Annotated in this window: 20 protein-coding genes and 1 pseudogene; 15 read left to right on the top strand and 6 right to left on the bottom strand. The window is 62.0% G+C overall.

The window, feature by feature from the left end:
- The first annotated feature begins 130 nt into the window (after positions 1-130).
- The 4 genes from AC3FJ6_RS23310 to AC3FJ6_RS23295 all read left to right on the top strand — a co-directional run bounded on the left by AC3FJ6_RS23310 (position 131) and on the right by AC3FJ6_RS23295 (position 5,000).
- Positions 131-1,345, top strand: a complete 1,215-nt coding sequence (locus AC3FJ6_RS23310) for an alkene reductase (protein WP_488773949.1) — start codon at positions 131-133, stop codon at positions 1,343-1,345.
- Between the two features lie 115 nt (positions 1,346-1,460).
- Positions 1,461-2,666 (top strand): alcohol dehydrogenase catalytic domain-containing protein, encoded by a 1,206-nt coding sequence (locus tag AC3FJ6_RS23305; RefSeq protein WP_488773948.1) that lies wholly within the window; start codon positions 1,461-1,463, stop codon positions 2,664-2,666.
- Between the two features lie 80 nt (positions 2,667-2,746).
- Positions 2,747-3,049, top strand: coding sequence for a putative quinol monooxygenase (locus tag AC3FJ6_RS23300; RefSeq protein WP_488773947.1), 303 nt, complete (start codon positions 2,747-2,749; stop codon positions 3,047-3,049).
- Positions 3,050-3,320: 271 nt separating this feature from the next.
- The gene (locus AC3FJ6_RS23295) at positions 3,321-5,000 is read left to right on the top strand and encodes a putative bifunctional diguanylate cyclase/phosphodiesterase (RefSeq protein WP_488773946.1); all 1,680 of its coding nucleotides are present in this window, start codon (positions 3,321-3,323) and stop codon (positions 4,998-5,000) included.
- A 1,048-nt stretch (positions 5,001-6,048) separates the two neighbouring features.
- Here AC3FJ6_RS23295 and AC3FJ6_RS23290 read toward each other — a convergent pair.
- A complete protein-coding gene (locus AC3FJ6_RS23290; protein ID WP_488773945.1) occupies positions 6,049-6,387 on the bottom strand; it encodes a hypothetical protein in 339 nt (112 codons plus the stop codon).
- A gap of 330 nt (positions 6,388-6,717) precedes the next feature.
- Here AC3FJ6_RS23290 and AC3FJ6_RS23285 point away from each other — a divergent pair.
- Positions 6,718-6,924, top strand: a pseudogene (locus AC3FJ6_RS23285) (HAD domain-containing protein); the annotation flags it as partial.
- A gap of 58 nt (positions 6,925-6,982) precedes the next feature.
- Here the strand turns inward: AC3FJ6_RS23285 and AC3FJ6_RS23280 are convergent.
- Positions 6,983-7,138, bottom strand: a complete 156-nt coding sequence (locus AC3FJ6_RS23280; RefSeq protein WP_488773986.1) for a hypothetical protein — start codon at positions 7,136-7,138, stop codon at positions 6,983-6,985.
- On the opposite strand from AC3FJ6_RS23280, the gene AC3FJ6_RS23275 reads away from it, so the two are divergent.
- Positions 7,061-7,237: a hypothetical protein gene (locus AC3FJ6_RS23275; protein WP_488773944.1), complete on the top strand. Its 177-nt coding sequence runs from the start codon at positions 7,061-7,063 to the stop codon at positions 7,235-7,237. The genes AC3FJ6_RS23280 and AC3FJ6_RS23275 overlap by 78 nt on opposite strands.
- Here the strand turns inward: AC3FJ6_RS23275 and AC3FJ6_RS23270 are convergent.
- Together AC3FJ6_RS23270 and AC3FJ6_RS23265 are read right to left on the bottom strand one after the other, a co-directional pair.
- Positions 7,234-7,563: a DUF2442 domain-containing protein gene (locus AC3FJ6_RS23270; protein WP_488773943.1), complete on the bottom strand. Its 330-nt coding sequence runs from the start codon at positions 7,561-7,563 to the stop codon at positions 7,234-7,236. The genes AC3FJ6_RS23275 and AC3FJ6_RS23270 overlap by 4 nt on opposite strands.
- A 1,245-nt stretch (positions 7,564-8,808) precedes the next feature.
- Entirely contained in the window at positions 8,809-9,156 is a 348-nt protein-coding gene (locus AC3FJ6_RS23265) for a hypothetical protein (RefSeq protein ID WP_488773942.1), read from the bottom strand.
- Positions 9,157-10,342: 1,186 nt separating this feature from the next.
- Here AC3FJ6_RS23265 and AC3FJ6_RS23260 point away from each other — a divergent pair.
- From AC3FJ6_RS23260 to AC3FJ6_RS23245, 4 genes are all read left to right on the top strand, one after another.
- The gene (locus AC3FJ6_RS23260) at positions 10,343-10,633 is read left to right on the top strand and encodes a helix-turn-helix domain-containing protein (RefSeq protein WP_488773941.1); all 291 of its coding nucleotides are present in this window, start codon (positions 10,343-10,345) and stop codon (positions 10,631-10,633) included.
- A 254-nt stretch (positions 10,634-10,887) separates the two neighbouring features.
- The gene (locus AC3FJ6_RS23255) at positions 10,888-11,010 is read left to right on the top strand and encodes an H-NS family nucleoid-associated regulatory protein (RefSeq protein ID WP_488773940.1); all 123 of its coding nucleotides are present in this window, start codon (positions 10,888-10,890) and stop codon (positions 11,008-11,010) included.
- 735 nt (positions 11,011-11,745) lie between these two features.
- Positions 11,746-12,435 carry an ArsR/SmtB family transcription factor gene (locus AC3FJ6_RS23250; RefSeq protein WP_488773939.1) on the top strand — a complete coding sequence of 230 codons (690 nt, stop codon included), beginning with the start codon at positions 11,746-11,748 and terminating at the stop codon, positions 12,433-12,435.
- 31 nt (positions 12,436-12,466) lie between these two features.
- Complete coding sequence (locus AC3FJ6_RS23245; protein WP_400396325.1) at positions 12,467-12,973, top strand: DUF6630 family protein; 507 nt, start codon at positions 12,467-12,469, stop codon at positions 12,971-12,973.
- Positions 12,974-12,989: 16 nt separating this feature from the next.
- Here the strand turns inward: AC3FJ6_RS23245 and AC3FJ6_RS23240 are convergent, their stop codons facing one another.
- Positions 12,990-13,988, bottom strand: coding sequence for a LysR family transcriptional regulator (locus tag AC3FJ6_RS23240; RefSeq protein ID WP_488773938.1), 999 nt, complete (start codon positions 13,986-13,988; stop codon positions 12,990-12,992).
- Positions 13,989-14,242: 254 nt separating this feature from the next.
- On the opposite strand from AC3FJ6_RS23240, the gene AC3FJ6_RS23235 reads away from it, so the two are divergent.
- The 3 genes from AC3FJ6_RS23235 (at position 14,243) to AC3FJ6_RS23225 (ending at position 15,858) form a co-directional block, all read left to right on the top strand.
- The gene (locus AC3FJ6_RS23235) at positions 14,243-14,509 is read left to right on the top strand and encodes a PepSY domain-containing protein (RefSeq protein WP_488773937.1); all 267 of its coding nucleotides are present in this window, start codon (positions 14,243-14,245) and stop codon (positions 14,507-14,509) included.
- Between the two features lie 2 nt (positions 14,510-14,511).
- Positions 14,512-15,072, top strand: coding sequence for a cytochrome b/b6 domain-containing protein (locus AC3FJ6_RS23230; RefSeq protein WP_488773936.1), 561 nt, complete (start codon positions 14,512-14,514; stop codon positions 15,070-15,072).
- A 105-nt stretch (positions 15,073-15,177) separates the two neighbouring features.
- The gene (locus tag AC3FJ6_RS23225) at positions 15,178-15,858 is read left to right on the top strand and encodes a type 1 glutamine amidotransferase domain-containing protein (protein ID WP_488773935.1); all 681 of its coding nucleotides are present in this window, start codon (positions 15,178-15,180) and stop codon (positions 15,856-15,858) included.
- Between the two features lie 35 nt (positions 15,859-15,893).
- Here AC3FJ6_RS23225 and AC3FJ6_RS23220 read toward each other — a convergent pair whose 3' ends face one another.
- On the bottom strand, positions 15,894-16,808 hold the full coding sequence (locus AC3FJ6_RS23220) for a LysR family transcriptional regulator (RefSeq protein ID WP_153946994.1): 915 nt from the start codon (positions 16,806-16,808) through the stop codon (positions 15,894-15,896).
- A 279-nt stretch (positions 16,809-17,087) separates the two neighbouring features.
- On the opposite strand from AC3FJ6_RS23220, the gene AC3FJ6_RS23215 reads away from it, so the two are divergent.
- Positions 17,088-18,416 (top strand): MFS transporter, encoded by a 1,329-nt coding sequence (locus tag AC3FJ6_RS23215; protein ID WP_488773934.1) that lies wholly within the window; start codon positions 17,088-17,090, stop codon positions 18,414-18,416.
- 53 nt (positions 18,417-18,469) lie between these two features.
- Positions 18,470-19,681 carry a M20 aminoacylase family protein gene (locus AC3FJ6_RS23210; protein ID WP_488773933.1) on the top strand — a complete coding sequence of 404 codons (1,212 nt, stop codon included), beginning with the start codon at positions 18,470-18,472 and terminating at the stop codon, positions 19,679-19,681.
- Positions 19,682-19,691 lie beyond the last annotated feature (10 nt).

The raw sequence follows: 19,691 nt of genomic DNA, 5'->3' as shown, positions 1-19,691 counted from the left end.
AAAAGAAGCGCGCGTGGACTCACGGCTAGACTTCGCGTAGTGCATCTTCTCGATGCGCTTTGAAACCGACGCCTTAATGCGGATGTATCACTGCGACTCGAAGCCCCAGTCGAAACCACAAGGAGCGAATATGCCTGATTCGGAAATCGCCACCGGAGAAGTCCGGCAGCACGACGAGAGCGTTTCCCTACGCAAGCTGTTTGAGCCTGTAAAGGTTGGGTCGTATAACCTTCGTCATCGCGTCGTAATGGCGCCGTTGACGCGTTCGCGCGCTAACCGACCAGGCAACATTCCGTCGCAGCTCAATGCCTGCTATTACGCGCAGCGTGCAGCGGCTGCGCTCGTCATCAGCGAGGCGACCCAGGTTTCTATGCAGGGGCAAGGATACGCATGGACCCCTGGCATACATACCCCGGCTCAGGTTGAAGGCTGGCGGCTAGTGGCCGACGCTGTGCACAAGGCCGACGGGTTGATGTTCATGCAACTGTGGCACGTAGGGCGCATATCACATCCTTCATTGCAGCCCGATGAAATGCTGCCGGTTGCGCCGTGCGCGATCCAACCGAAAGCCGAGGCGTTCATTGAGAATGAGCGGGGCGAAGGTGTCATCGCGCCTTGCATCAAGCCTCGCGCGCTACAGATCGAAGAGATGCCGTATCTCGTGCGCCAGTACTTCAGGGGTGCGCGCAACGCAAAGGCGGCAGGTATGGACGGCGTCGAAGTGCATGGCGCTAACGGATATCTGCTCGACCAGTTCCTGTTGTCCGGCACGAACAGCCGCACGGACGAGTACGGTGGATCTATTGACCGTCGGGCCAAGCTGCTATTCGAGGTGATCGAGACAGTTTGCGAAGTGTGGGGACCCGAGAAGGTCGGCGTAAGGCTCTCTCCTCTTGGCACCTTTAACGACATGCACGACGACGATCCAGAGGCCACGTTCTCTTACGTAATCGAGAGGCTCAATCAATACAGGCTGGCTTATTTGCATATCGTGAACCCCGCGCTCGCGGCGGCCCGCGAGGATGTGGCTTCTATCGAGCGTGCGAAACGAATGACGCAGATGATACGCCGCACTTATCGTGGGGTTCTAATGGTCGCCGGCGGCTTCGACGGGAGCAGTGCAGAAAAATGGATTGAGGACGGCAGCGCAGACCTGATCGCGTTCGGACGATTGTTCGTCGCCAATCCCGACCTGCCGGAACGCTTGCGGTCGCACGCTCCGCTCAACTCGCCGGATCCTTCCACATTCTATGGAGGCGGCGAGCGCGGATATACCGACTATCCGTCGCTCGCCCAGGAGCGCGGGGAAGCCCCACGGCCTGTCACTGATGGGCGATGGAGATAGACGGTCGTTGAAGCGCAGAAATCTGACAATTCCTTGCAGGAATGAAGAAGAAGTGCAACCGCGACAAGCCTAGTCTTATCTCATCGTCATCTCACATTCCCGACAAGGAGACATCATGGCTGCGGGTGGCAATCGCGTAATAACATTCATGGGCCCAATGAAGATGGAGTTGCAGACTTTCGACTATCCGAAGCTGGTCACGCCGACAGGGAAAAAGGCCAATCACGGCGCCATCCTGAAGATCGTGACAACGAATATCTGCGGCAGCGACCAACACATCTACCGCGGCCGGTTCGCGGCGCCCAAGGGCATGGTAATGGGGCATGAGATGACCGGAGAGGTCATCGAGGTCGGGCCTGACGTCGAGTTCATCAGGACGGGCGACATATGCTCCGTCCCGTTCAACGTCTCTTGCGGGCGCTGCCGCAATTGCAAGGAACGGCACACCGATGTGTGCATGAACGTCAATGACGCCGTCGATTGCGGCGCCTATGGCTTCAACCTCGGCGGCTGGCAGGGTGGCCAGTCCGACTACCTCATGGTCCCTTACGCCGACTGGAACCTGTTGCCTTTCCCGGACAAGGAGCAGGCGATGGAGAAGATCCGGGATCTTACGCTGCTATCGGACATCCTGCCGACCGGCTTCCATGGTCTGATGGAGGCCGGGGCCAAGGTCGGCTCGACGGTCTATATCGCCGGGGCCGGGCCGGTCGGACGGTGCGCCGCGGCGGGAGCTCGCCTCATCGGCGCGTCCTGCATTATCGTGGCCGATACCAACCGGGCGAGGCTGGACCTAGTGAAGAATAATGGCTGCGAGGTGGTCGATCTCTCCAGTGACACGCCGGTGGCCGACCAGATCGAAGCGATCCTGGGCAAGCGGGAAGTGGATTGCGGCGTGGATTGCGTCGGGCTGGAGGCGCACGGGAGTGGCCCGGAAGCGAACAGCGAACACTCCGAGGCGGTCATCAACACGCTTTTCGACGTAGTGCGGGCTGGTGGGGCGATGGGCATCCCCGGCATCTACACCGATGCCGACCCGAAAGCGCGCACTGATCTGACGAAGAAGGGCCAGCTTCCCATTGCTTTCGGAAAGGCCTGGATCAAGTCGCCTAAACTAACGGCGGGGCAGGCTCCTATCATGCACTACAACCGCGACCTGATGATGGCGATCCTGTGGGACCGTATGCCCTATCTTGGCGCCATGCTGAACATCGAAATCATCCCGCTGGAACAGGCGCCTGATGCCTACAAGACGTTCAGCGACGGCTCGCCGAAGAAGTTCGTGATCGATCCGCACGGCAGCGTCAAGAAAGCCGCATAACGCCCGCGGCGGATAGAGGCCCGATGGGGAAGTTCGCCTTGCCCCATACGTGATGTCTGCTTAACAACAGGAGTGATGTCATGGTCAAACTGGCGTTGTTCGTCCGCCTCGAAGCCAAGCCGGGTAAGGAGAAAGACGTAGAGAACTTTCTGTTAAGTGGTCTTCCCCTGGTTCAGGCAGAGCCAGCAACTACAGCGTGGTTCGGCATCCGGTTGGGGCCATCGACCTTTGGCATCTTTGACGCGTTTCCGGATGAGGCTGGGCGGCAAGCTCACCTTTCCGGCAAAGTCGCAGCCGCGCTCATGGAGAAAGCAGGAGAGTTATTCGCCCAACCGCCGTCGATCGAAAAGGTTGACGTTCTTGCGGCAAAGCTGCCGGGCTGATAGGGCCAAAAAAAGATCGCTGAAACCGACGGCTCATGGGCGTCGCCAGCTAGCCGGCGCCTTAGCGCAAGCATTGGTTGGCCGGATTTCGGAATCGGCAAGCACTCCCTAGGGTCCGGTCCTGAAGTTGCCCCTGGGGCCGGCGAGCCGTGACTCAGGTAGGCAGAGGGCTCGGCTCGCCAACATGCCAATTTCCCTTTACGATATGCGCTGCCAGTGAGCGCAGACATATCAGGCCGTCGCACTGGTCGATCAAGGAAGGGGCTTGGGCGTGGAGAGCTTTCAAATACTCGATCACATCACGGACGGCGTCATGGCGCTCGACCGGGAGTGGAAATTTCGGAACATCAACCAGACCGCTGCGCGGCTGCTCAAGCGTCGGTCTACGGATCTGTTGGGTCGCGATATCTGGGCCGAATACCCTGACCTCATCGGGTCGAGCTACGAGACAGCCTATCGGCGGGCTGCCGAGACGGGTATGCCGAGCAGTGCTACCGACTTCTACGCCCCGCTCGGTACCTGGTTTGAAGTGCGGGCGTTCCCCGGCGACGACGGTCTCATCGTGCTGGTCCGCGACGTCACTGAAGCGCGCGCGATCTCCGACCGCTTGTCGCGCCAGGCGACACATGACGAGCTCACCGGCCTCATCAACCGGCGGGAACTGCTGCTACGCCTGAACCGTCTCGTAGACGAGGGTGCGGCCGCTTCCGTCGATCTGCTCTTCGTCGACCTTGACCGCTTCAAGGATATCAACGACTCGTATGGCCACGCGATTGGCGACGAAGTGCTACGTGCCATCGGCCAGCGCCTTTCCGGCATGTCTGTGGAAGGTGGAAATGTCTCGCGCATCGGCGGCGACGAATTCGTCATGTTTCTCGTCGACGCCCCCGAGGGGGAGGCCGCGCGCGTCGCGCGTGACGTCACAATACGCATGCGCGAGCCGATTCATACGCCATCCGTGCGGGCGTCGGTTGGCGCGAGCATCGGCGTGGCGCGCTACCCCGTCTCGGCATCGAATGCGGGAGAGCTCCTGCGGAATGCGGACATAGCGATGTATCACGCGAAGCGCGCGGGCGGCTCGCAAGTGCGGTCGTTTGGCAAGGAGGATGCGCTGCGCCTCTCGCATCGCCGGCGGCTACGCGCGGATCTGGAGCGTGCCAGCGCCACCCGCCAGTTCGAACTGTACTACCAGCCTCAACTCGACCTGCATACTGGCCGCGTCTATGGAGCCGAGGCGCTCCTGCGATGGAACCATCCGCAACTTGGGCTGCTCACGCCGGCCGACTTCCTCGATGTGCTACTTGAATCGCCGGCTTACGAGGCGACGGGCGACTGGCTAATTCGCCTCGCGTTCCGCCAGGCAGCGAAATGGCAGGCGACGAACCGCATGCCGTTCAAGGTCGCCGTCAATCTTTCGGCAACGACGATCCAGAACTGCGATCTTGCCGCACTGGTTTCGGAGGCGGCCGAGGCGGCAGGCGTATGCCCTTCCGCACTGGATATCGAGGTGACTGAGACTGTCGTCATGAGCGACTTTGCCGCCGCGTCGCGCGCGCTTTCAGAGGTACGAAGGCTCGGCGTCACGGTTTCGCTCGACGATTTCGGCACCGGCTACTCCAGCCTCGCATACCTCACACGGCTGCCTGTCGATCGCATCAAGATCGACAAGTCGTTCGTACAAGAGATCACGGGTAAGGAGACCTGTCATCGGGCCCGCGCGATGGTCGAAGCGATGGTCGCACTCGCGCGCGCGCTGGGCATGAAAACGATCGCGGAGGGCATCGAGACCGAAACGCAATTCGCCCTCATCGAAGAGCTCGGTTGCGATGCCGTTCAAGGATATTTCATTGGCAAGCCGGTATCGGCAGCGCGCATCGAGCCTTACGCTGAGATACGGTCCCGGAAGGCTGGAGCTTCCTCGCGGCACGACGCAGGAACCGGATCGCGCTAGCAGTCAACACGCAGTCCCCCGGGGCGTTGAGAACGCTCCCTGAAGGCGTCTGCGCCGTCGATAGATCCCTGGGTTAGCCCCCGTGAATCGCATTTGGACTACCGTCACGCTTCTCAAGTCAGGAAGCCCGCAAAGGTACACTTGCCCCTTGCGCTCGGAGCATAGGTCCACCAAGTCAATGACCGAGTTTTGTTCACTGCGGACAATCCACCTCAAACGCCGGGTGTCCCAGAAGGGTCGGTCAGGGACGGTCGGCCGGAGTCGGCGGCAGAGCGAGAGCGCCCTTCACTGATGCAAAACCGCTCAGATGCTATGAAAGGTCGCCACGGAACTTCGCTTCACAGTCTAGGGACCGGTATGAGACCCCTTTCGTAGATCCCGGCCGCTACCCATTCTGGTTACAAGAGCCAAGTTGCGCAGGCACTGCTCTACTCAACAATGGGCGCTGTTCTCGTGACACGCCGATGCTGTGCCGGCCGATCCGTCTCCTGGAGGCGCCTTCAGGTAGGCCACCAGCTGTGTCGACGTTCTTCACCTGCATGTCGCTGCGCGCCATCAGCACCTGCGGCATGGTCACCACTAGGCTCAGGCAGTCGAGCGAGGTGAACGTATCAAAGCGCAGGTTTCTTTACCGAGTAGCGAATCACCGCCTGGGATGGACTGCAACCAGCGCAAACCGGCGAGACAAGCCGGTTGCCCCCCTCCCGCCGCCCGCTGATCCCCACGAAATTGCCGCCACCCCTAAGCAGTTGGTAGCTCTCGTTGGCCGTCTATCAGTGGAAAAAGGAAACGACTTTTGATCCGTCGCTTCGCTTCTCGTCCAAAAGCCGCTGACCTTCTGCCTCTGCGGACGCCAGCAGCCGGGGGAAGAGGCTCTCAAGCGGATCATCATTGCGAAGAATCCACTGAAGCGTCCGCGTCATGCCATCGCGATCGTATCTCCTACCAACCTCGTCAAGCAGGGGTAAGGAACAGACTACGTTCCCTCCATTTGGAGTCTCCAAACTCCAGACTGCCATGACCCTGCCACCTACAATTGCAACATCTTCTAGCGATAGCACATGCCCCTGACCAATTCCGGGCGGAACGGATCCTCATGCAACATCACGTTGCCGATTTGCTCTTCGCAACTACGGATAAGTGCCGGTAGATCTGCGCCATGGTTCGCTGCCTGAGCAACCTTCGTCCTGCTTTGCTGATCAATGACACAATGCCAATCATCGTCTGCCTTGCCCCGCCATGTGGCCACGCCGGACAATTCGAGCACTTTCCTTTCCGCGACACACGCTGCAACGAAATTCAGTTCGCATCGGGAGCCGCCTCTGACCTCAACGGTAAGGACGACAAACGGGGGCAATGGTTTGGCTTCGGTCTTTGGTGCAATCATCAAACGTTCCTTAGACGCGCCCAATCGGCGCAGGACAATTCTCCCGTAGCTTTTCCCCGCCGCAACAAATCGGAACGCTTATTTTTCGGTCGCGCCTCCCGTCCCCTCTTGAACCTGACCTCACAATCCTCGTGTTGCAGCAAAACTTTCCACCACCGTTTAGCATCGCACGCGTAGGTATTGTGATAAACGCTGATATCGCAACCGCTCTGGGAGCGTCGGTCGTGACATACAGTATGGCTTAGATGTTGCGGCCCCGGGCCATCGTGTTGGCCGATCGGCGCCCCTTCTGAAGCGCCGGCGGCGGCTGTCCCACGACAACAGTCTTTTGTGAGCCACGGCCCTACCCTATTTGTTGATTTCGACGGTACTCTTTACGCTGGTAGTGCCTATCTCGACCGGGAAGGCGGCATCAGTCTGGATTCCGGACGCTCGCCCTTCGGATTTGCGCCAATCCTTGCCGGTCTCCTTAGCGCATACCCAGACGTCGAGATTGTCCCGACCACGTCCTGGTTGGACAGTCTTCCACGCGAAGTGGTCATTGCGCACCTGCCACCTGTGCTATCACAACGTGTTGTGGATACCATGGCGGCGGTCAGACCGCGCTTCGGCGCCATCCAAGATGGAACTGTGATCGCCATAATGCGCCCACGAGCATCGGCTCGCGAGTTGGTTGGCCATCGATGATTCCATCTATGGCGAACACGCCTGCAGTGACAGTGCTGATGGCGATGACGATGACGATGATCACTTTGTACTGCTGGATTCGTCACTCGGCCTCAGCGACGAGCTGGCCCAACGAAGAACTCGGCGCTGGCTCGACAAGGCCACCGCCCTGAGCAAGCTTTAGGCGCGTGGGCACGTAAGATCTCGGAACAGGCCCTCCACGCTTAGATGGACGTCCAGCGAATCGGAAATGATGGTGTCGCCCGCCGGGCTCAGCTGCAGCGCGAGCAAATCCTTGACGCTTGCCTCAGCGAGTTCCGCAATCGTCGACACTGCAATGACCACGGGCGGCAAACTTTGATCCACAAACGACAATTTCAACCACGGTGTCTCATCCCTGATGAAATACCGGACGTGCTCAAGCGCCAACGCGCTAAGTTTGGGTGACGATTGCGCGCAAACCTGATAGACGTCCGTGTCCAGCGGCGCGGTCTTTCGACGAGTGGCCATGGTCGCATTCCTCCTAACAACGATTGTGCGCCGCGACCTGCTGGCAGCAAATTTCCGTCCATGATGCTCGGGTCGCCAGTGGCATTCTTTGCGACGTGGGTGTCGACCGGTATGCTGGCGCCTGCAGCACACTCGCCACCATGCATTGCTGCGTTAATTTTCTGCAGGTTTCATCTACAATTCCTTTCCTGCCGGTCCAGTTCATCGAGTTCTGCGAAAACGTCGGCAATGTCAGTAAATTTTCCTTGCTCAATCTGCGCTTGACCCAGGAACAGGATCGTCAACAGGACGAACGCCCTCGAGTGAGTCGTGTTCCCCGCTGTATGGGAGGTTTCCCCGTCAACACACTGCGATTCCATAGAAATCTCCAACATCGTTCGCAGCTTATTGTCCAGATGCCAAGCGCTTCACCGAGCCGTCAGCGTCGCTTCATCGACTCCCGTAACCCATCCAAAGACCTCACACGGCCTTCAAGAGCATCAGTGAGGCCCTGCTCCGCGTCGCGTAGCATTAGTAGGAGCCCCCTCTCCTTGTGCTCGAGTTGCTGAGCATGGTCTCGGACTTCCAGTTCTTTTTGAGCGATCTCTTTCCCGAGTGCGATGGCACCCTGCGTACTCATGGCGCGCGTGACTCGGCGGGTTTCCCGTATCGGCACGGATGGGATAAGCCGCCAGGGCAACACGATCGCTCTCCCGACGGCAGCCAACGCCGTGTCTGGAACTAACCCTGCCGGCAGCCGCCCGCCATTTGCTCGCGTTGCCGCAATCCAGACTTCGATCACGTCGGCGCGCACATCGGCAATTGCGTGCAGAATGTAATTGACGCGTAATCGCAGGCGCCTTGCGTGTCGCCGCCGAGCACGTCGACGATTGCGCGCTGAGGCGATGTTCATCGCTGGGGCTTCCATCGCTCCTCCTCGTGTCAGAACATCCGGTGCTTGCCGAGGGACAGCCCGTGCACCGCGACAAACGTGTTGCGCGTCGCGGTAGAATCTGCATGCACAGTTTTGCTATCGCGTCAGTCCTCGTGGGTCGACTTAGATGCCAATCCTGCGAGCCGCGTTGCCACTGATGCGCGAAGTTGATCTGCCGACTTCGCCCTGGAGAGATCGACGCGCAACGCATCATAAGCGGGGTCCCCACCCGCTGGTGCAGCCAAGCGTCAACGTTTCGATCATCCGCACTCCAGACGTGACGCGCCTCACGAATGTCGTTGATTGGACATTTACCATGCGTTTCCTTTGCGTCACGGTGCTTCCGAACGCCGCCCTGCCGACGCGGCGTCATGAGGATAGCGGGCGGTGACATCGGTCCAACTCTCGACGCCGTTGACCTGACACCAGGCTTCCCACACATACCAGGCTTCCCGGGCCGAGAGACCGGACGTTTCATGTAAGACATAGATGCGTCCACTTGCCGTTTGGCACCGCATGGTGCTGGCGTCGAACCGAATGATGGCGCTACTGACCTGCCCTGCACCGGTATCAAGATCGATGCCTACCAAGTGTTCCCCACCGGCATCTGTCTGCACGATGCTCCAGCCACCCAGATGAAATGTCGGCTTACTGACCAGAGAACCGGTACCCCAAAGCATGCTTGCGTCTCCTATGTAGCATCGAACGCTGGACAATCGAGACGCAACTGCTGTCGCCCTCGTTTTCTTAGCGATCTCCACTCAAGAGATCCTTCCAGTTCCACGCATAGGCGCAGTCCCATCGGAAAGCGATCCTCGCAGATTCCCGGCACCGTGGAGTACCGGATGTTGTCGGCGAAGAACGTGCGTGCCGGCTCCGGGATCTCCCGCAGGCGGACATAGGGAATACTGGACGCACTGGGCCGGAGGATCGGCACATCTGGAACGGCCGGTCGCGGAGGCAGTTCCTTGCCGCCCGACAACGCGGCACATTAGAGCGGGCGACCGGATCCCAGATGCTTGCCGACCACCACGGGTCGCATGTCGCCTGTCTCGTGTCGGGCAGGAGGCCTTCCTCAAATAGACCCGATAATCGGCAGCCGCGCCTCCACCTGTGGCAGCAATCTCGCCGACGCCATCCGCGCCACAGGTTATCCATTTATGAAGTCAAACCAGTCCCAGGCACAAGCGTATGGGTCCGATAACCCGCTGATTACAGGACGCGCCTTGCCTTGGATGCTTCGCTCAAAATGCCTGCGTGCCGGCTCCGGAATCTCTCGCAGATGGACGAAGCTGACGCCTTCAAATCGGTGGGTCGGCGCCACAACTGGTGTCGGTCGCTTGGGCAACTCTTCTGCGCCGGACAACGCGCTCGCTAGGGACCGGGCAACCAGATCCCACACGCTGGCGGACCAACGCGGATAGTTCTCTACTGTCCCAAACGCGCCCCGCCACATCCCATCCTCAAACAAAACGACCTCGTAATCGGATAGATCTCCCGCTCGGGTCCGCTTGATATCGGCGAAAGCTATAGTAGTGCTTCGCTCCTTTTTGCCTTCCGGCCAGTGCTCAACGCTGACGCGCAACATCCCGATCCCCACGACATTCCAAGAAAATTAGAGATCACTGCCTCATCGTCCGCGGCACTCGACTAAGCCGATCAACCGAGGCATACGTGTAGCGCAGCCCTTGACCTCAAGGAAACCCAGAAAATTGATCCTTGACCGCGACGCACGTTGTCTCAACGCAGTGTCCCACTTAGCAAGTTTAGGCTTACAAGAATGAGATGTAAACTCTGTAGATTCAACAACTGTCGATTCATAGGCTGTAGATTCTAACCCCAGAGGAAGGTGATGCTTTCGGCCATATGGCCCACGACACTCACCACGACACTCAAGCGCTTCAACAGCAGGCACGCGCAAACCTATCGGCCAACATCAAAGCACTACGCGCTCAACGAAAGTGGTCGCAAGAAGCGCTCGCGGATGAAGCCAAGCTTCATCGCACATATGTGAGCCAGGTTGAACGAATGCTCGTAAACGTGTCGCTCGACAACCTTGTGTTGCTTGCAGTCGCTCTTGAGGTGTCGCTGCAGGAACTGTTCATCGAACGGCCCCACGCTGGCTCTCACAAGCCAAGGACGTCAAGGAAGGAATGACCGCTCTTCAAGTCGAACAGTGGGGAGGCAATGCGAATGAGACTCCAATATCCGGCGCTGAAACGCCGCCGAGAGCAGGTCCTAGACGAGATTGAACGCAAACGAGCGCTTGCGATTGAGGAGATTCTCAGATTGCTGAGAAGTGTGGATCGTGGACCGGAAGATCTGAAGCAGTTATTGGATAGCGACGATCGACCAGCTATCCATGTCACGGTGAACAGTCTAGAAAAGCGAAACACTCACTCAAGACGCACGTGCTTTTCATTCACCCGGAAACGGGTCAAAGTTGGAGCGGGCGCGGGAAGACGCCCAAAGTGGCTGACCGGAAACCTGGAGCGTTGCCGAGTAGTGGGCTTCTAACGCCTCCAAAAATCTGACCTAAAATGTAGACGCTGAGGGAGCAGCCTCTGCCCGACAAGATCAGCCAATGTCTGCGCAACGTAGGTCAGCCCAAAGCCGTCCGACGGTCCAAGGGACGAGATCCTAAAGATTGGGAAGCCAGTCCTAGCTTGGGTTTCCGGCGTTATCCCAGTCTTTTCCGGAGCGCCCTCCCAACCTTTATTCCGCGCGCACAACCCCTTCAGCCCTTCACCCCTTCACCCCTTCAGAGGATTCTCGAACAGATTCATTCCTGGAATCCGCACGGGCCACTGGATACCCTCTCGGGCGTAGTCTAAAGGCGAAAGTACACAGCAATCGCAGTTCCTTACTCGGGTGCCTGTCGGCCGTAGATCACCGACAGCCCTTCGGATCTGCGCGGCTGCTGTGAATTGACTACTGTGGAGCGCACGCCATCGCACTTTACAGTCGTGGATTGCATGTCGGAAAACCATCCTTTCGTTCGCCGGACGGTAACTCACCAATGAAGGCGGGGCGAGAAGCAGGAATTTGGCGTCTGCGCCACCGTACCCCAATTACAGGCAGACCCGGCGCTGGGCCTTGCTGTCGACAGCCTAGGCCTCAAGAAGACATTTGTTATGGCAGCAATTGTATATTTAAGACGATAATTGTTATTTAAGACGATAAATGTCGTTTAAGGCGAAAATTGTCGGAGATCAGCTGCGCCACGAATTGCCTATACTTGCATCCGTCCCTTCACCCATGCATGAACTATGGAATACGCTCCAGGCATCAGCCAGCTGGCCGGCTTGCTTGCCGATCCCGGGCGCGCGGCGATGCTGTGGGCGCTGATGGATGGCAGTGCCCGGCCCGCGGGCGAGCTGGCGCTGATCGCCGGGCTGTCGGCGTCGTCCACCAGCGGCCATCTGGCACGGCTGTCCGATGGCGGCCTGCTGGCCGTGGAATCGCGCGGTCGCAACCGCTACTACCGTCTGGCCGCGCCGGAAATCGGCGTGGCCATCGAGGCGCTGGCCACGGCGTCGCTGGTCAGCCAGCCGCCACGCATGCGGACCGTGCCCGTTTCGCGCGGGACGCCGCCGGCGCTCAGGCAGGCCCGCACCTGTTATGACCACCTGGCCGGGGAACTTGCGGTGGGTCTGTTCGAACGAATGTCGCAGGCGGGATGGCTGGCCGTGGACGGCACGCGGATCGACCTGACCGGCGACGGCACGCAGGCCATGGCGCAGTTGGGCATTGACCTCGGCGCCACGCGGCGCAAGCGCCGCCAGTTCGCCTGCACCTGTCCCGACTGGAGCGAGCGCAAGCCCCATCTGGGCGGCGCGCTGGGTGCCGCCTTGCTGGAAACCATGCTCGAGAAGGGCTGGATCGAGCCTACCCAGGCGTCACGGGCATTGCGCGTGACGCCGCGGGGGCATCGCGAGATCGGGAAAGTGGCCGCATGACAGGCGTAGCCGGACCACAAAGGAGCCACAGATGGCAATAGAACTGGACGACGACGCGCAGGACGCGGTTAGCCGCCTGTTTGCGCTGATCAATCTGGGAGACACCCAGCAGACCACGCGGCATCTGGCGCTGTTCGAGGAAGCCCTGGACGACGCCGAGGAAGACGAGGCCGACGCCGAGATGCTGCTCTTCCAGATCAAGGAGATCATCGACTGGGAAGCGGGCTTCCATGTCGACTGGAAGGACGTCGAATCCTTCATCGGCTGTCTCAACCAGCTTTGCGAGCGCATCGACCTGGAGATCAACTGGGGCACCGACGACCCCGAGGACGAGGATTTCCTGGAGGGCACCAGCGTGCCCGAGCTGATGGAGCTGGCCACCGACCAGCTGCGCGTGGCCGGCTACACGCTGTGGAACTGGGATACCGGCGGCGACGCGTACGCAGGCTGGATCACGCGCAGCGAGGACGACGACGAAATGCTGGAGATTGCCGACACGCTCGGCTTCGACCTGCGCAGCGGCGACCAGCCTTACTGAATCGCGCGCCGGCCGGTCACTCCAGCGTCAGGATCGTGGGCGCGGCGTCTTCCCCGTCCGGCGCCTCGGCGGTGTCCGGCAGCAAGGTGGCTCCCAGGCGCGAAGTGGGACGGCGCGCGTTCTCCGGCACCCCCAGCGTTTCTTCCAGCGCGTTCAGGAAGGCGCGCACGCTGGCCGGCATCAGCTTGCGCGCGGGCATCAGCACATACACCTTGAGCGGCGACGACGAATAGCCGGGCAGCACGCGCACCAGCTGGCCCTGCACCAGTTGCTCGTGGACGAAGCGCGGCGACAGGCGCGTGACGCCCAGGCCATCGACCGCCGCCTTCAGCCGCACCTCGGCGTTGTGCGTGCAGATGCGCGGTGCCACATCCAGCGAAAACGTCTCCACGCCATCGCGCACGAATTCCCAGTTCGAATCGTCCAGGTTGCCCACGGTCGGCCAGCCCTGCAGGTCTTGCGGCGCGCGCGGCAGGCCGCGCTCGCGAATCAGCGAGGGCGCCGCGTAGAACGCGCGCTCGATCAGCACCACGCGCTTGCTGGCGAACGAGCTGTCATGCAGGCTCGTATCGGTCATCACGAAGGCCAGGTCGTAGCCGTGGCGGATGAGGTCGGGCTGGTCCCAGTTCATGTCCAGTTGCACGCGCAGCGACGGGTGTTGCTTGAGCAACCGGTTCACTGTCGGCGACAGATGCTGCGAACCCACCTCGTAGGGCGTGGCGATCCGGATCGAGCCGCTCACTTCGGCGCTGACCGAGGCCGCTTCGGCGCTGATCTCGCGTAGCGCGCCGAACAATGGCGCCACGCGGTCGTAGAGCTGCTGGCCGCGCTGGGTGACGCGTACACGGCGCGTGGTGCGCTCGAACAGTCGCACGCCAAGCTGGCCTTCCAGCCGCGCCACGGCGGCGCTTGCCGATGACTTCGGAACTTCGGCCAGTTCGGCCCCTTGCGTGAAGCCACCCCCTTCCACCACGCGGCAGAAGATTTCCCAGTCCTTCCAGTCAATCGTTTTCATGCGAAACCTTTCGAAGCTCGGCACCGGGAAAACCCTTACCCGATGGGCCGCGATTGTCCCACAAGACGAACAATGATGAAGTCCACGTTCAATGTAGGGATATTACGAGAACGTGACATCGACGTGACATTTTCGGCGAGTGTGCGATGGCAGGCCACGGGCATCGGGAAAACCTATATTGAGAATCGATCTCATTAGGCTCTACGATGCCTGCACCCCGCCCAGATGGGCTTATTTGTCCGAGGAGTTGAGCCATGCACAAGATCGTCGCCGCAGCCTTTGTCGGCCTGTTTTCCACTGCCGCGTTCGCAGGCGCCAAATGCGAGAAGCATCCGAAGTCCGAATGGATGCCCGAGGCCGACGCGAAAGCCAAGATCGAGGCCCAGGGCTACAACATCAAGAAGTTCAAGGTCGACGGCAACTGCTACGAAATCTACGGCACCACGAAGGACGGCAAGAAGGCCGAGATCTATTTCGATACCAAGACGCTGGACGTCGTCAAATCGGAAATCGGGAAGTAAGCATGGCCACCCCGGCGGATCGCGTTTATCCGCGCGACACGATTCGCGTCTGGGACGTGGCCGTCCGCTTCACGCACTGGAGCGTGGCGGCCATCGTCTGCTATGACCTGATCGACGACTCCGGCGACCCGTTGCACCGCATCCTGGGCTACGTGGCCGCCGGGCTGGTGCTGTTCCGCATCGTCTGGGGCTTCGTCGGCACAGAGCATGCGCGCTTCCGGGCCTGGTTGCCGCGTCCCGCCGGCGTACTGGCCTATGGCCGTGCACTGATGCGCGGCCGCGCGCCGCGCTTCGTCAGCCATACCCCGCTGGGCGCCGTGACGATGCTGGCCATGTGGGCGCTGATCCTGGCGCTGGCCGTCACAGGCTGGATGTCGCGGCTCGACCCGTTCTGGGGCGAGGACTGGCCCATCGACATTCATCGCTGGCTGTCGAATACGCTGCTCGGCCTGATTGCGCTGCATGTGGCGGCGGCCATCGCGATGAGCCTCAAGGGCCGCGAAAACCTGATCGCCGCGATGCTTACCGGACGCAAGCAGCGCGACGCCGACCCCTCGCCCTGATAACCGGAAACGTCGGGCTTTCGGAATTGCCGCGCGCTGCCTACGATGGTTGCCAACGCCGCTGCGCGTGCGTGGCCGCGGCGCCAACCAACCCGGAGAACGGCAATGAAGATCCTGATGGTGCTCACCTCGCATGACCAGCTTGGCAACACGGGCAAGAAGACCGGCTTCTGGCTCGAGGAATTCGCGGCACCGTACTACGTGTTCAAGGATGCCGGCGTCGACGTCACGCTGGCGACACCCAAGGGCGGCCAGCCGCCGATCGATCCCAAGAGCGACGAACCCGACTTCAAGACCGATGCCACGCGCCGGTTCCAGGGCGACGCGGCCGCCCAGAAGCAGCTTGCAGCCACGCTGACGCTGGATCAGGTCAAGGCCGACGACTTCGACGCGGTCTTCTATCCCGGCGGCCACGGCCCGCTGTGGGACCTGACCGAAGACAAGCGCTCCATCGCGCTGATCGAAGCCTTCGACCGCGCCGGCAAACCCATGGCCCTGGTGTGCCACGCACCGGGGGTGCTGCGCCACGTGAAGCGGGCCGACGGCGAGCCGCTGGTCAAGGGCCGCAAGGTCACGGGCTTCACCAATACCGAGGAAGAGGCCGTGCAGCTGACCAGTGTCGTGCCGTATCTGGTGGAAGACGTACTGAAGGCAAACGGCGGGCAGTTCTCGCGCACCGATGACTGGGGCAGCTACGCCGTGGTCGATGGTCAGCTGGTCACGGGCCAGAACCCCGCTTCGTCCGAAGCTGGCGCCCACGAACTGCTGAGACTGCTGAAGAAGTAGGCTTTGGCCGCCACGTCCGCGCGCCCCGTCCTGACTCAGCGTGCGCGGCGCGGCTTGGCCGCATGCCGCACCTCGCGCGTGAATTGCGCGCAGGCGTGCGTCATCAGGTCCTCGGAGCGATAGACCAGAAAAAGCTGGAAGTCGGGCAGCTCGTCGGCAATCGGCAAGCGCACCAGGGCCTCGGGGTCCAGCTTCAGCGGCCCCGTGCCGTCGAACACGTAGTTCGACCATACGCTGATCAGGTCGGTCCTGGTTGCCAGCTGCAGCCCCAGCAGGTTCGACGCGCTCTGCACGATGCGCCTGGGCATGTCCAGGCGGTGCAGGCGCATCAGGCTTGCCAGGGGGCTGCCGGGATCGTCCAGCGGGTCGAGCGTCAGCCAGTCCGCATCGAGCAGCGCACGCAGGCGTCGCGCACGGCGCAGCGGATGCCCGGGCCGCACGGCCAGGCCCATGCCCACCGAAAACAGCGGCTCCCACTGCATGCCGCCGCCACCGGGGCCGCTGTTGGTCGAGATCAGGCCAAGATCGAGCCGCCCCTCGCGCAACCCTTCCAGGATCTGCTGCGGACGTAACTCCAGCGCGCGCAGCGTCACATTCGGATAACTCTGCCGGTAGGCGGCCATTGCCTCCGGCAGCGCGCCGCTCGACGCCACGGCGGTAAAGCCGATATGCAGCTGCGCCTCGGCGTGCCCGCGAATCGACTCGATATCTTCCAGCGCGTGCCGCAGTTCCTGCTCCACCACCGTGGCGCGCCGTACCAGCGCCAGCCCATAGGCCGTCAGGCTCACCCCCCGCACCGAGCGCGACATCAGCGTCACGCCCAGTTCGCGCTCCAGCTCCGCAATGGCCTTCGACAGCGCCGGCTGCGAGGTATGCAGGCTACGCGCAGCCTCGTGGATGCTGCCGTGCTGGGCCACCGCCAGCAGCACGCGCAGTTGTTGCAGCTTCATCAGGGTTTCTCCCCACCGGCTTGCCGCCGATGCCTTGCGATGGTGCGCGCCTGCGCAATTGCCGTGCATGGCACACCGGAATGCGCCGCGTAGGTACTAGTCCTGATGGTACGTGGCCAGTGATGGTGCCGGTGATGCCATTTCGTTATCACGATGACAATAAATGATTTTCGGGGCGGCGTGTTTGCCGGAATACTGCATCGCCAAGGACGTACAACCTGAGCGATGGATGCCCGCCAGGGCTCCACGATTTCCGCAACCCAGTTCGTGGAGCCCCACATGAACGACGCCACCTTGCCCGCCGGCACGCCGCTCTCCGCTGCCAGCGTCGCCGCCCCCGCCACTTCCGTCACCCCGGCCAGGGCAAAGCAAAGCCAGTTCCGGCTGATCGCCGCATGCTCCATCGGCAATGCGCTGGAAATGTTCGACTTCACGGTCTACAGCTTCTTCTCGCTGCTGATCGGCAAGCTCTTCTTTCCGTCGGATAGCCCGTACGGGTCGCTGCTGCTGGCCGTGGCCACGTTCGGCATCGGCTTTGTCATGCGGCCGCTGGGCGGCGTACTGATCGGCAACTATGCCGACCGTCATGGCCGCAAGGCCGCCATGACGCTGACCATCGGCCTGATGGTGCTGGGCACGCTGTGCATCGCGCTGGCCCCTACCTACGCCACCGCTGGCGTGTTCGGGTCGCTGACCATCCTGGCGGGCCGGCTGCTGCAGGGCTTTTCGCTGGGCGGCGAGATTGGCGCCTCCACGGCGATGCTGATGGAAGGCGGCGACGTCAAGGGCCGCGGCTGGCGCGTGAGCTGGCAGATCGGCAGCCAGGGCATTTCCGCGCTGGCGGGCGCGGCCACGGGCGCCACGCTCTATGCCTTGCTGCCCACCGCCGCGCTGGAAAGCTGGGGCTGGCGCGTGCCGTTCCTGCTCGGGCTGCTGATCGCGCCGGTAGGTCTCTATATCCGCGCCAATCTCGACGAGACGCACGAGGCCGACGCGCATGCGCCGAGCCCGGTCGGCGAACTGTTCCGCCGTCACGCCGGCAAGGTGGTGCTGGGCATCCTGGCCGGCACCGCCGGTACGGCCACGATGTACCTGGTGGTGTTCTTCATGCCGACCTACATGATCCGCGTGCTGCATATGCCGGCGTCGCTGTCGTTCCTGTCCGGCTGCGTCACGGGCGTCACGCTGCTCGTGGTGTCGCTGATTGCGGGCACGCTGGCGGACCGCCTTGACCGCCGCAAGCCGCTGGTGGCCGGGTCGCTGCTGTTCAGCCTGCTGGCCGTCTATCCCGCGTTCTGGCTGATGAACCACTACCCGAGCGTGCCGCTGGTACTGGGCATGTCCGCGCTGCTGACCGCCAGCATCAACCTGGGCACCACGCCGCTGTTCCTGATGCTGCTGGAAATGCTGCCCGCCGGCGTGCGCGCCACGGGCCTGGCCGTGATCTACAGCGTGGGCGTGACGGTGTTCGGCGGGTCGTCGCAGTTCGTCGTCACATGGCTGCTGGCGAAGACTGGCAACCCGATGGCCCCCGCCTTCTACATGATGGCGTGCGGCGTGCTGGCCCTGGTGGCCGTGCTGCGCATCGTCGAGAAACGCGAACACTGATCCCTGTCGATATCCGTCGCGACGCCGCGAGCCTGACTTTCCGAGACCTCACCATGACCCGAGAACCGACCCTGACCCCGTTTCAGCTGCTGCCGCACCTGTTGCCTGCCATCGACACCGAGACCTTCGTCAATATCCGCCGCCAGATCCATGCGCAGCCCGAACTGGGCTTCGAGGTTGGCGCCACCAGCCGGCTGGTGGCCACGCTGCTGGAAAGCTGGGGCTACGACGTGCACACCGGCATTGGCAAGAGCGGCGTGGTGGGCCAGTTGAAGCTCGGCAACGGCACGCGACGGCTGGGCATCCGGGCCGACATGGACGCCCTGCCGATCGTCGAGGCCACCGGCCTGCCCTACGCCAGCAAGACGCCCGGCCGCATGCACGCCTGCGGGCACGATGGCCATACCGCCATCCTGCTGGCCGCCGCCCACGCGCTGGCCAGGTCGCGCAGCTTCGACGGCACGCTGAACCTGATCTTCCAGCCCGACGAAGAGAACCTGTGCGGCGCGCGCGCGATGATGGAAGACGGCCTGTTCGAGCGCTTTCCGTGCGATGCGGTCTTCGCGCTGCACAACATGCCCGGCGTGCCGGCCGGTTCGTTTCGGGTGCTGGAGGGGCCGGTCAGCCTGTCGTCCGACGTGGCCGATGTCACGATCCGCGGCGTCGGCGGCCATGGCGCGATGCCCCATCGTTCGAAGGACCCCATTGCCGCGTCGGCCGCCATCATCACCGCGCTGCAAACGGTGGTGGCGCGCAGCGTGGCGCCCGACGACACCGCCGTGGTATCGGTCGGCTTCATCCACGCCGGTGCCACGCACAACGTGATTCCGGAGGAGGTCAAGCTCGGCCTCAATGTGCGCGCGGCGCGGCCCGAAACGCGCGCGCTGGTGGAAGCCCGCATCCACGAGATTGTCAGCCTGACCGCGCAGGCCCACGGCGTGACGGCGCAGATCGACTATCGCCAGCTGACGCCGCCGATGGTCAACGCGGCCGGCCCTACCGCACTGGCTGCCGAGGTCTGCCAGGAGCTGGTGGGCGCCGAGCACGTGGTGACGCAGGCGCCCAAGGGCCTCAATGGCAGCGAGGACTTCGCCTGGATGCTCGATGCGGTGCCCGGCTGCTACCTGATCCTGGGCAACGGCGAAGGAGAATTCGGCGGCTGCATGGTCCATAACCCCGGCTACGACTTCAACGACCAGGTGCTGCCGCTGGGCGCCGCGGCCTGGGTGCGGCTGGCGCAACGCTTTCTGGTGCCTTCGGCCTGACGGCAACAAA

This window comes from Cupriavidus sp. 94F1 (genome assembly GCF_057798875.1).
The sequence above is the reverse complement of the archived record's forward strand: the minus strand, read 5'-3'. Positions and strand labels throughout refer to the sequence as shown.

Bases quoted from the DNA above. Each gene is read 5' to 3' on its own strand.
- AC3FJ6_RS23305 (WP_488773948.1), top strand. From the start codon at position 1,461: ATGGCTGCGGGTGGCAATCGCGTAATAACATTCATGGGCCCAATGAAG.
- AC3FJ6_RS23235 (WP_488773937.1), top strand. From the start codon at position 14,243: ATGCACAAGATCGTCGCCGCAGCCTTTGTCGGCCTGTTTTCCACTGCC.
- AC3FJ6_RS23245 (WP_400396325.1), top strand. From the start codon at position 12,467: ATGGCAATAGAACTGGACGACGACGCGCAGGACGCGGTTAGCCGCCTG.
- AC3FJ6_RS23230 (WP_488773936.1), top strand. From the start codon at position 14,512: ATGGCCACCCCGGCGGATCGCGTTTATCCGCGCGACACGATTCGCGTC.
- AC3FJ6_RS23265 (WP_488773942.1), bottom strand. From the start codon at position 9,156: ATGCTTTGGGGTACCGGTTCTCTGGTCAGTAAGCCGACATTTCATCTG.
- AC3FJ6_RS23210 (WP_488773933.1), top strand. From the start codon at position 18,470: ATGACCCGAGAACCGACCCTGACCCCGTTTCAGCTGCTGCCGCACCTG.
- AC3FJ6_RS23215 (WP_488773934.1), top strand. From the start codon at position 17,088: ATGAACGACGCCACCTTGCCCGCCGGCACGCCGCTCTCCGCTGCCAGC.
- AC3FJ6_RS23220 (WP_153946994.1), bottom strand. From the start codon at position 16,808: ATGAAGCTGCAACAACTGCGCGTGCTGCTGGCGGTGGCCCAGCACGGC.
- AC3FJ6_RS23300 (WP_488773947.1), top strand. From the start codon at position 2,747: ATGGTCAAACTGGCGTTGTTCGTCCGCCTCGAAGCCAAGCCGGGTAAG.
- AC3FJ6_RS23290 (WP_488773945.1), bottom strand. From the start codon at position 6,387: ATGATTGCACCAAAGACCGAAGCCAAACCATTGCCCCCGTTTGTCGTC.
- AC3FJ6_RS23310 (WP_488773949.1), top strand. From the start codon at position 131: ATGCCTGATTCGGAAATCGCCACCGGAGAAGTCCGGCAGCACGACGAG.
- AC3FJ6_RS23250 (WP_488773939.1), top strand. From the start codon at position 11,746: ATGGAATACGCTCCAGGCATCAGCCAGCTGGCCGGCTTGCTTGCCGAT.
- AC3FJ6_RS23225 (WP_488773935.1), top strand. From the start codon at position 15,178: ATGAAGATCCTGATGGTGCTCACCTCGCATGACCAGCTTGGCAACACG.
- AC3FJ6_RS23240 (WP_488773938.1), bottom strand. From the start codon at position 13,988: ATGAAAACGATTGACTGGAAGGACTGGGAAATCTTCTGCCGCGTGGTG.
- AC3FJ6_RS23260 (WP_488773941.1), top strand. From the start codon at position 10,343: ATGGCCCACGACACTCACCACGACACTCAAGCGCTTCAACAGCAGGCA.
- AC3FJ6_RS23270 (WP_488773943.1), bottom strand. From the start codon at position 7,563: ATGGCCACTCGTCGAAAGACCGCGCCGCTGGACACGGACGTCTATCAG.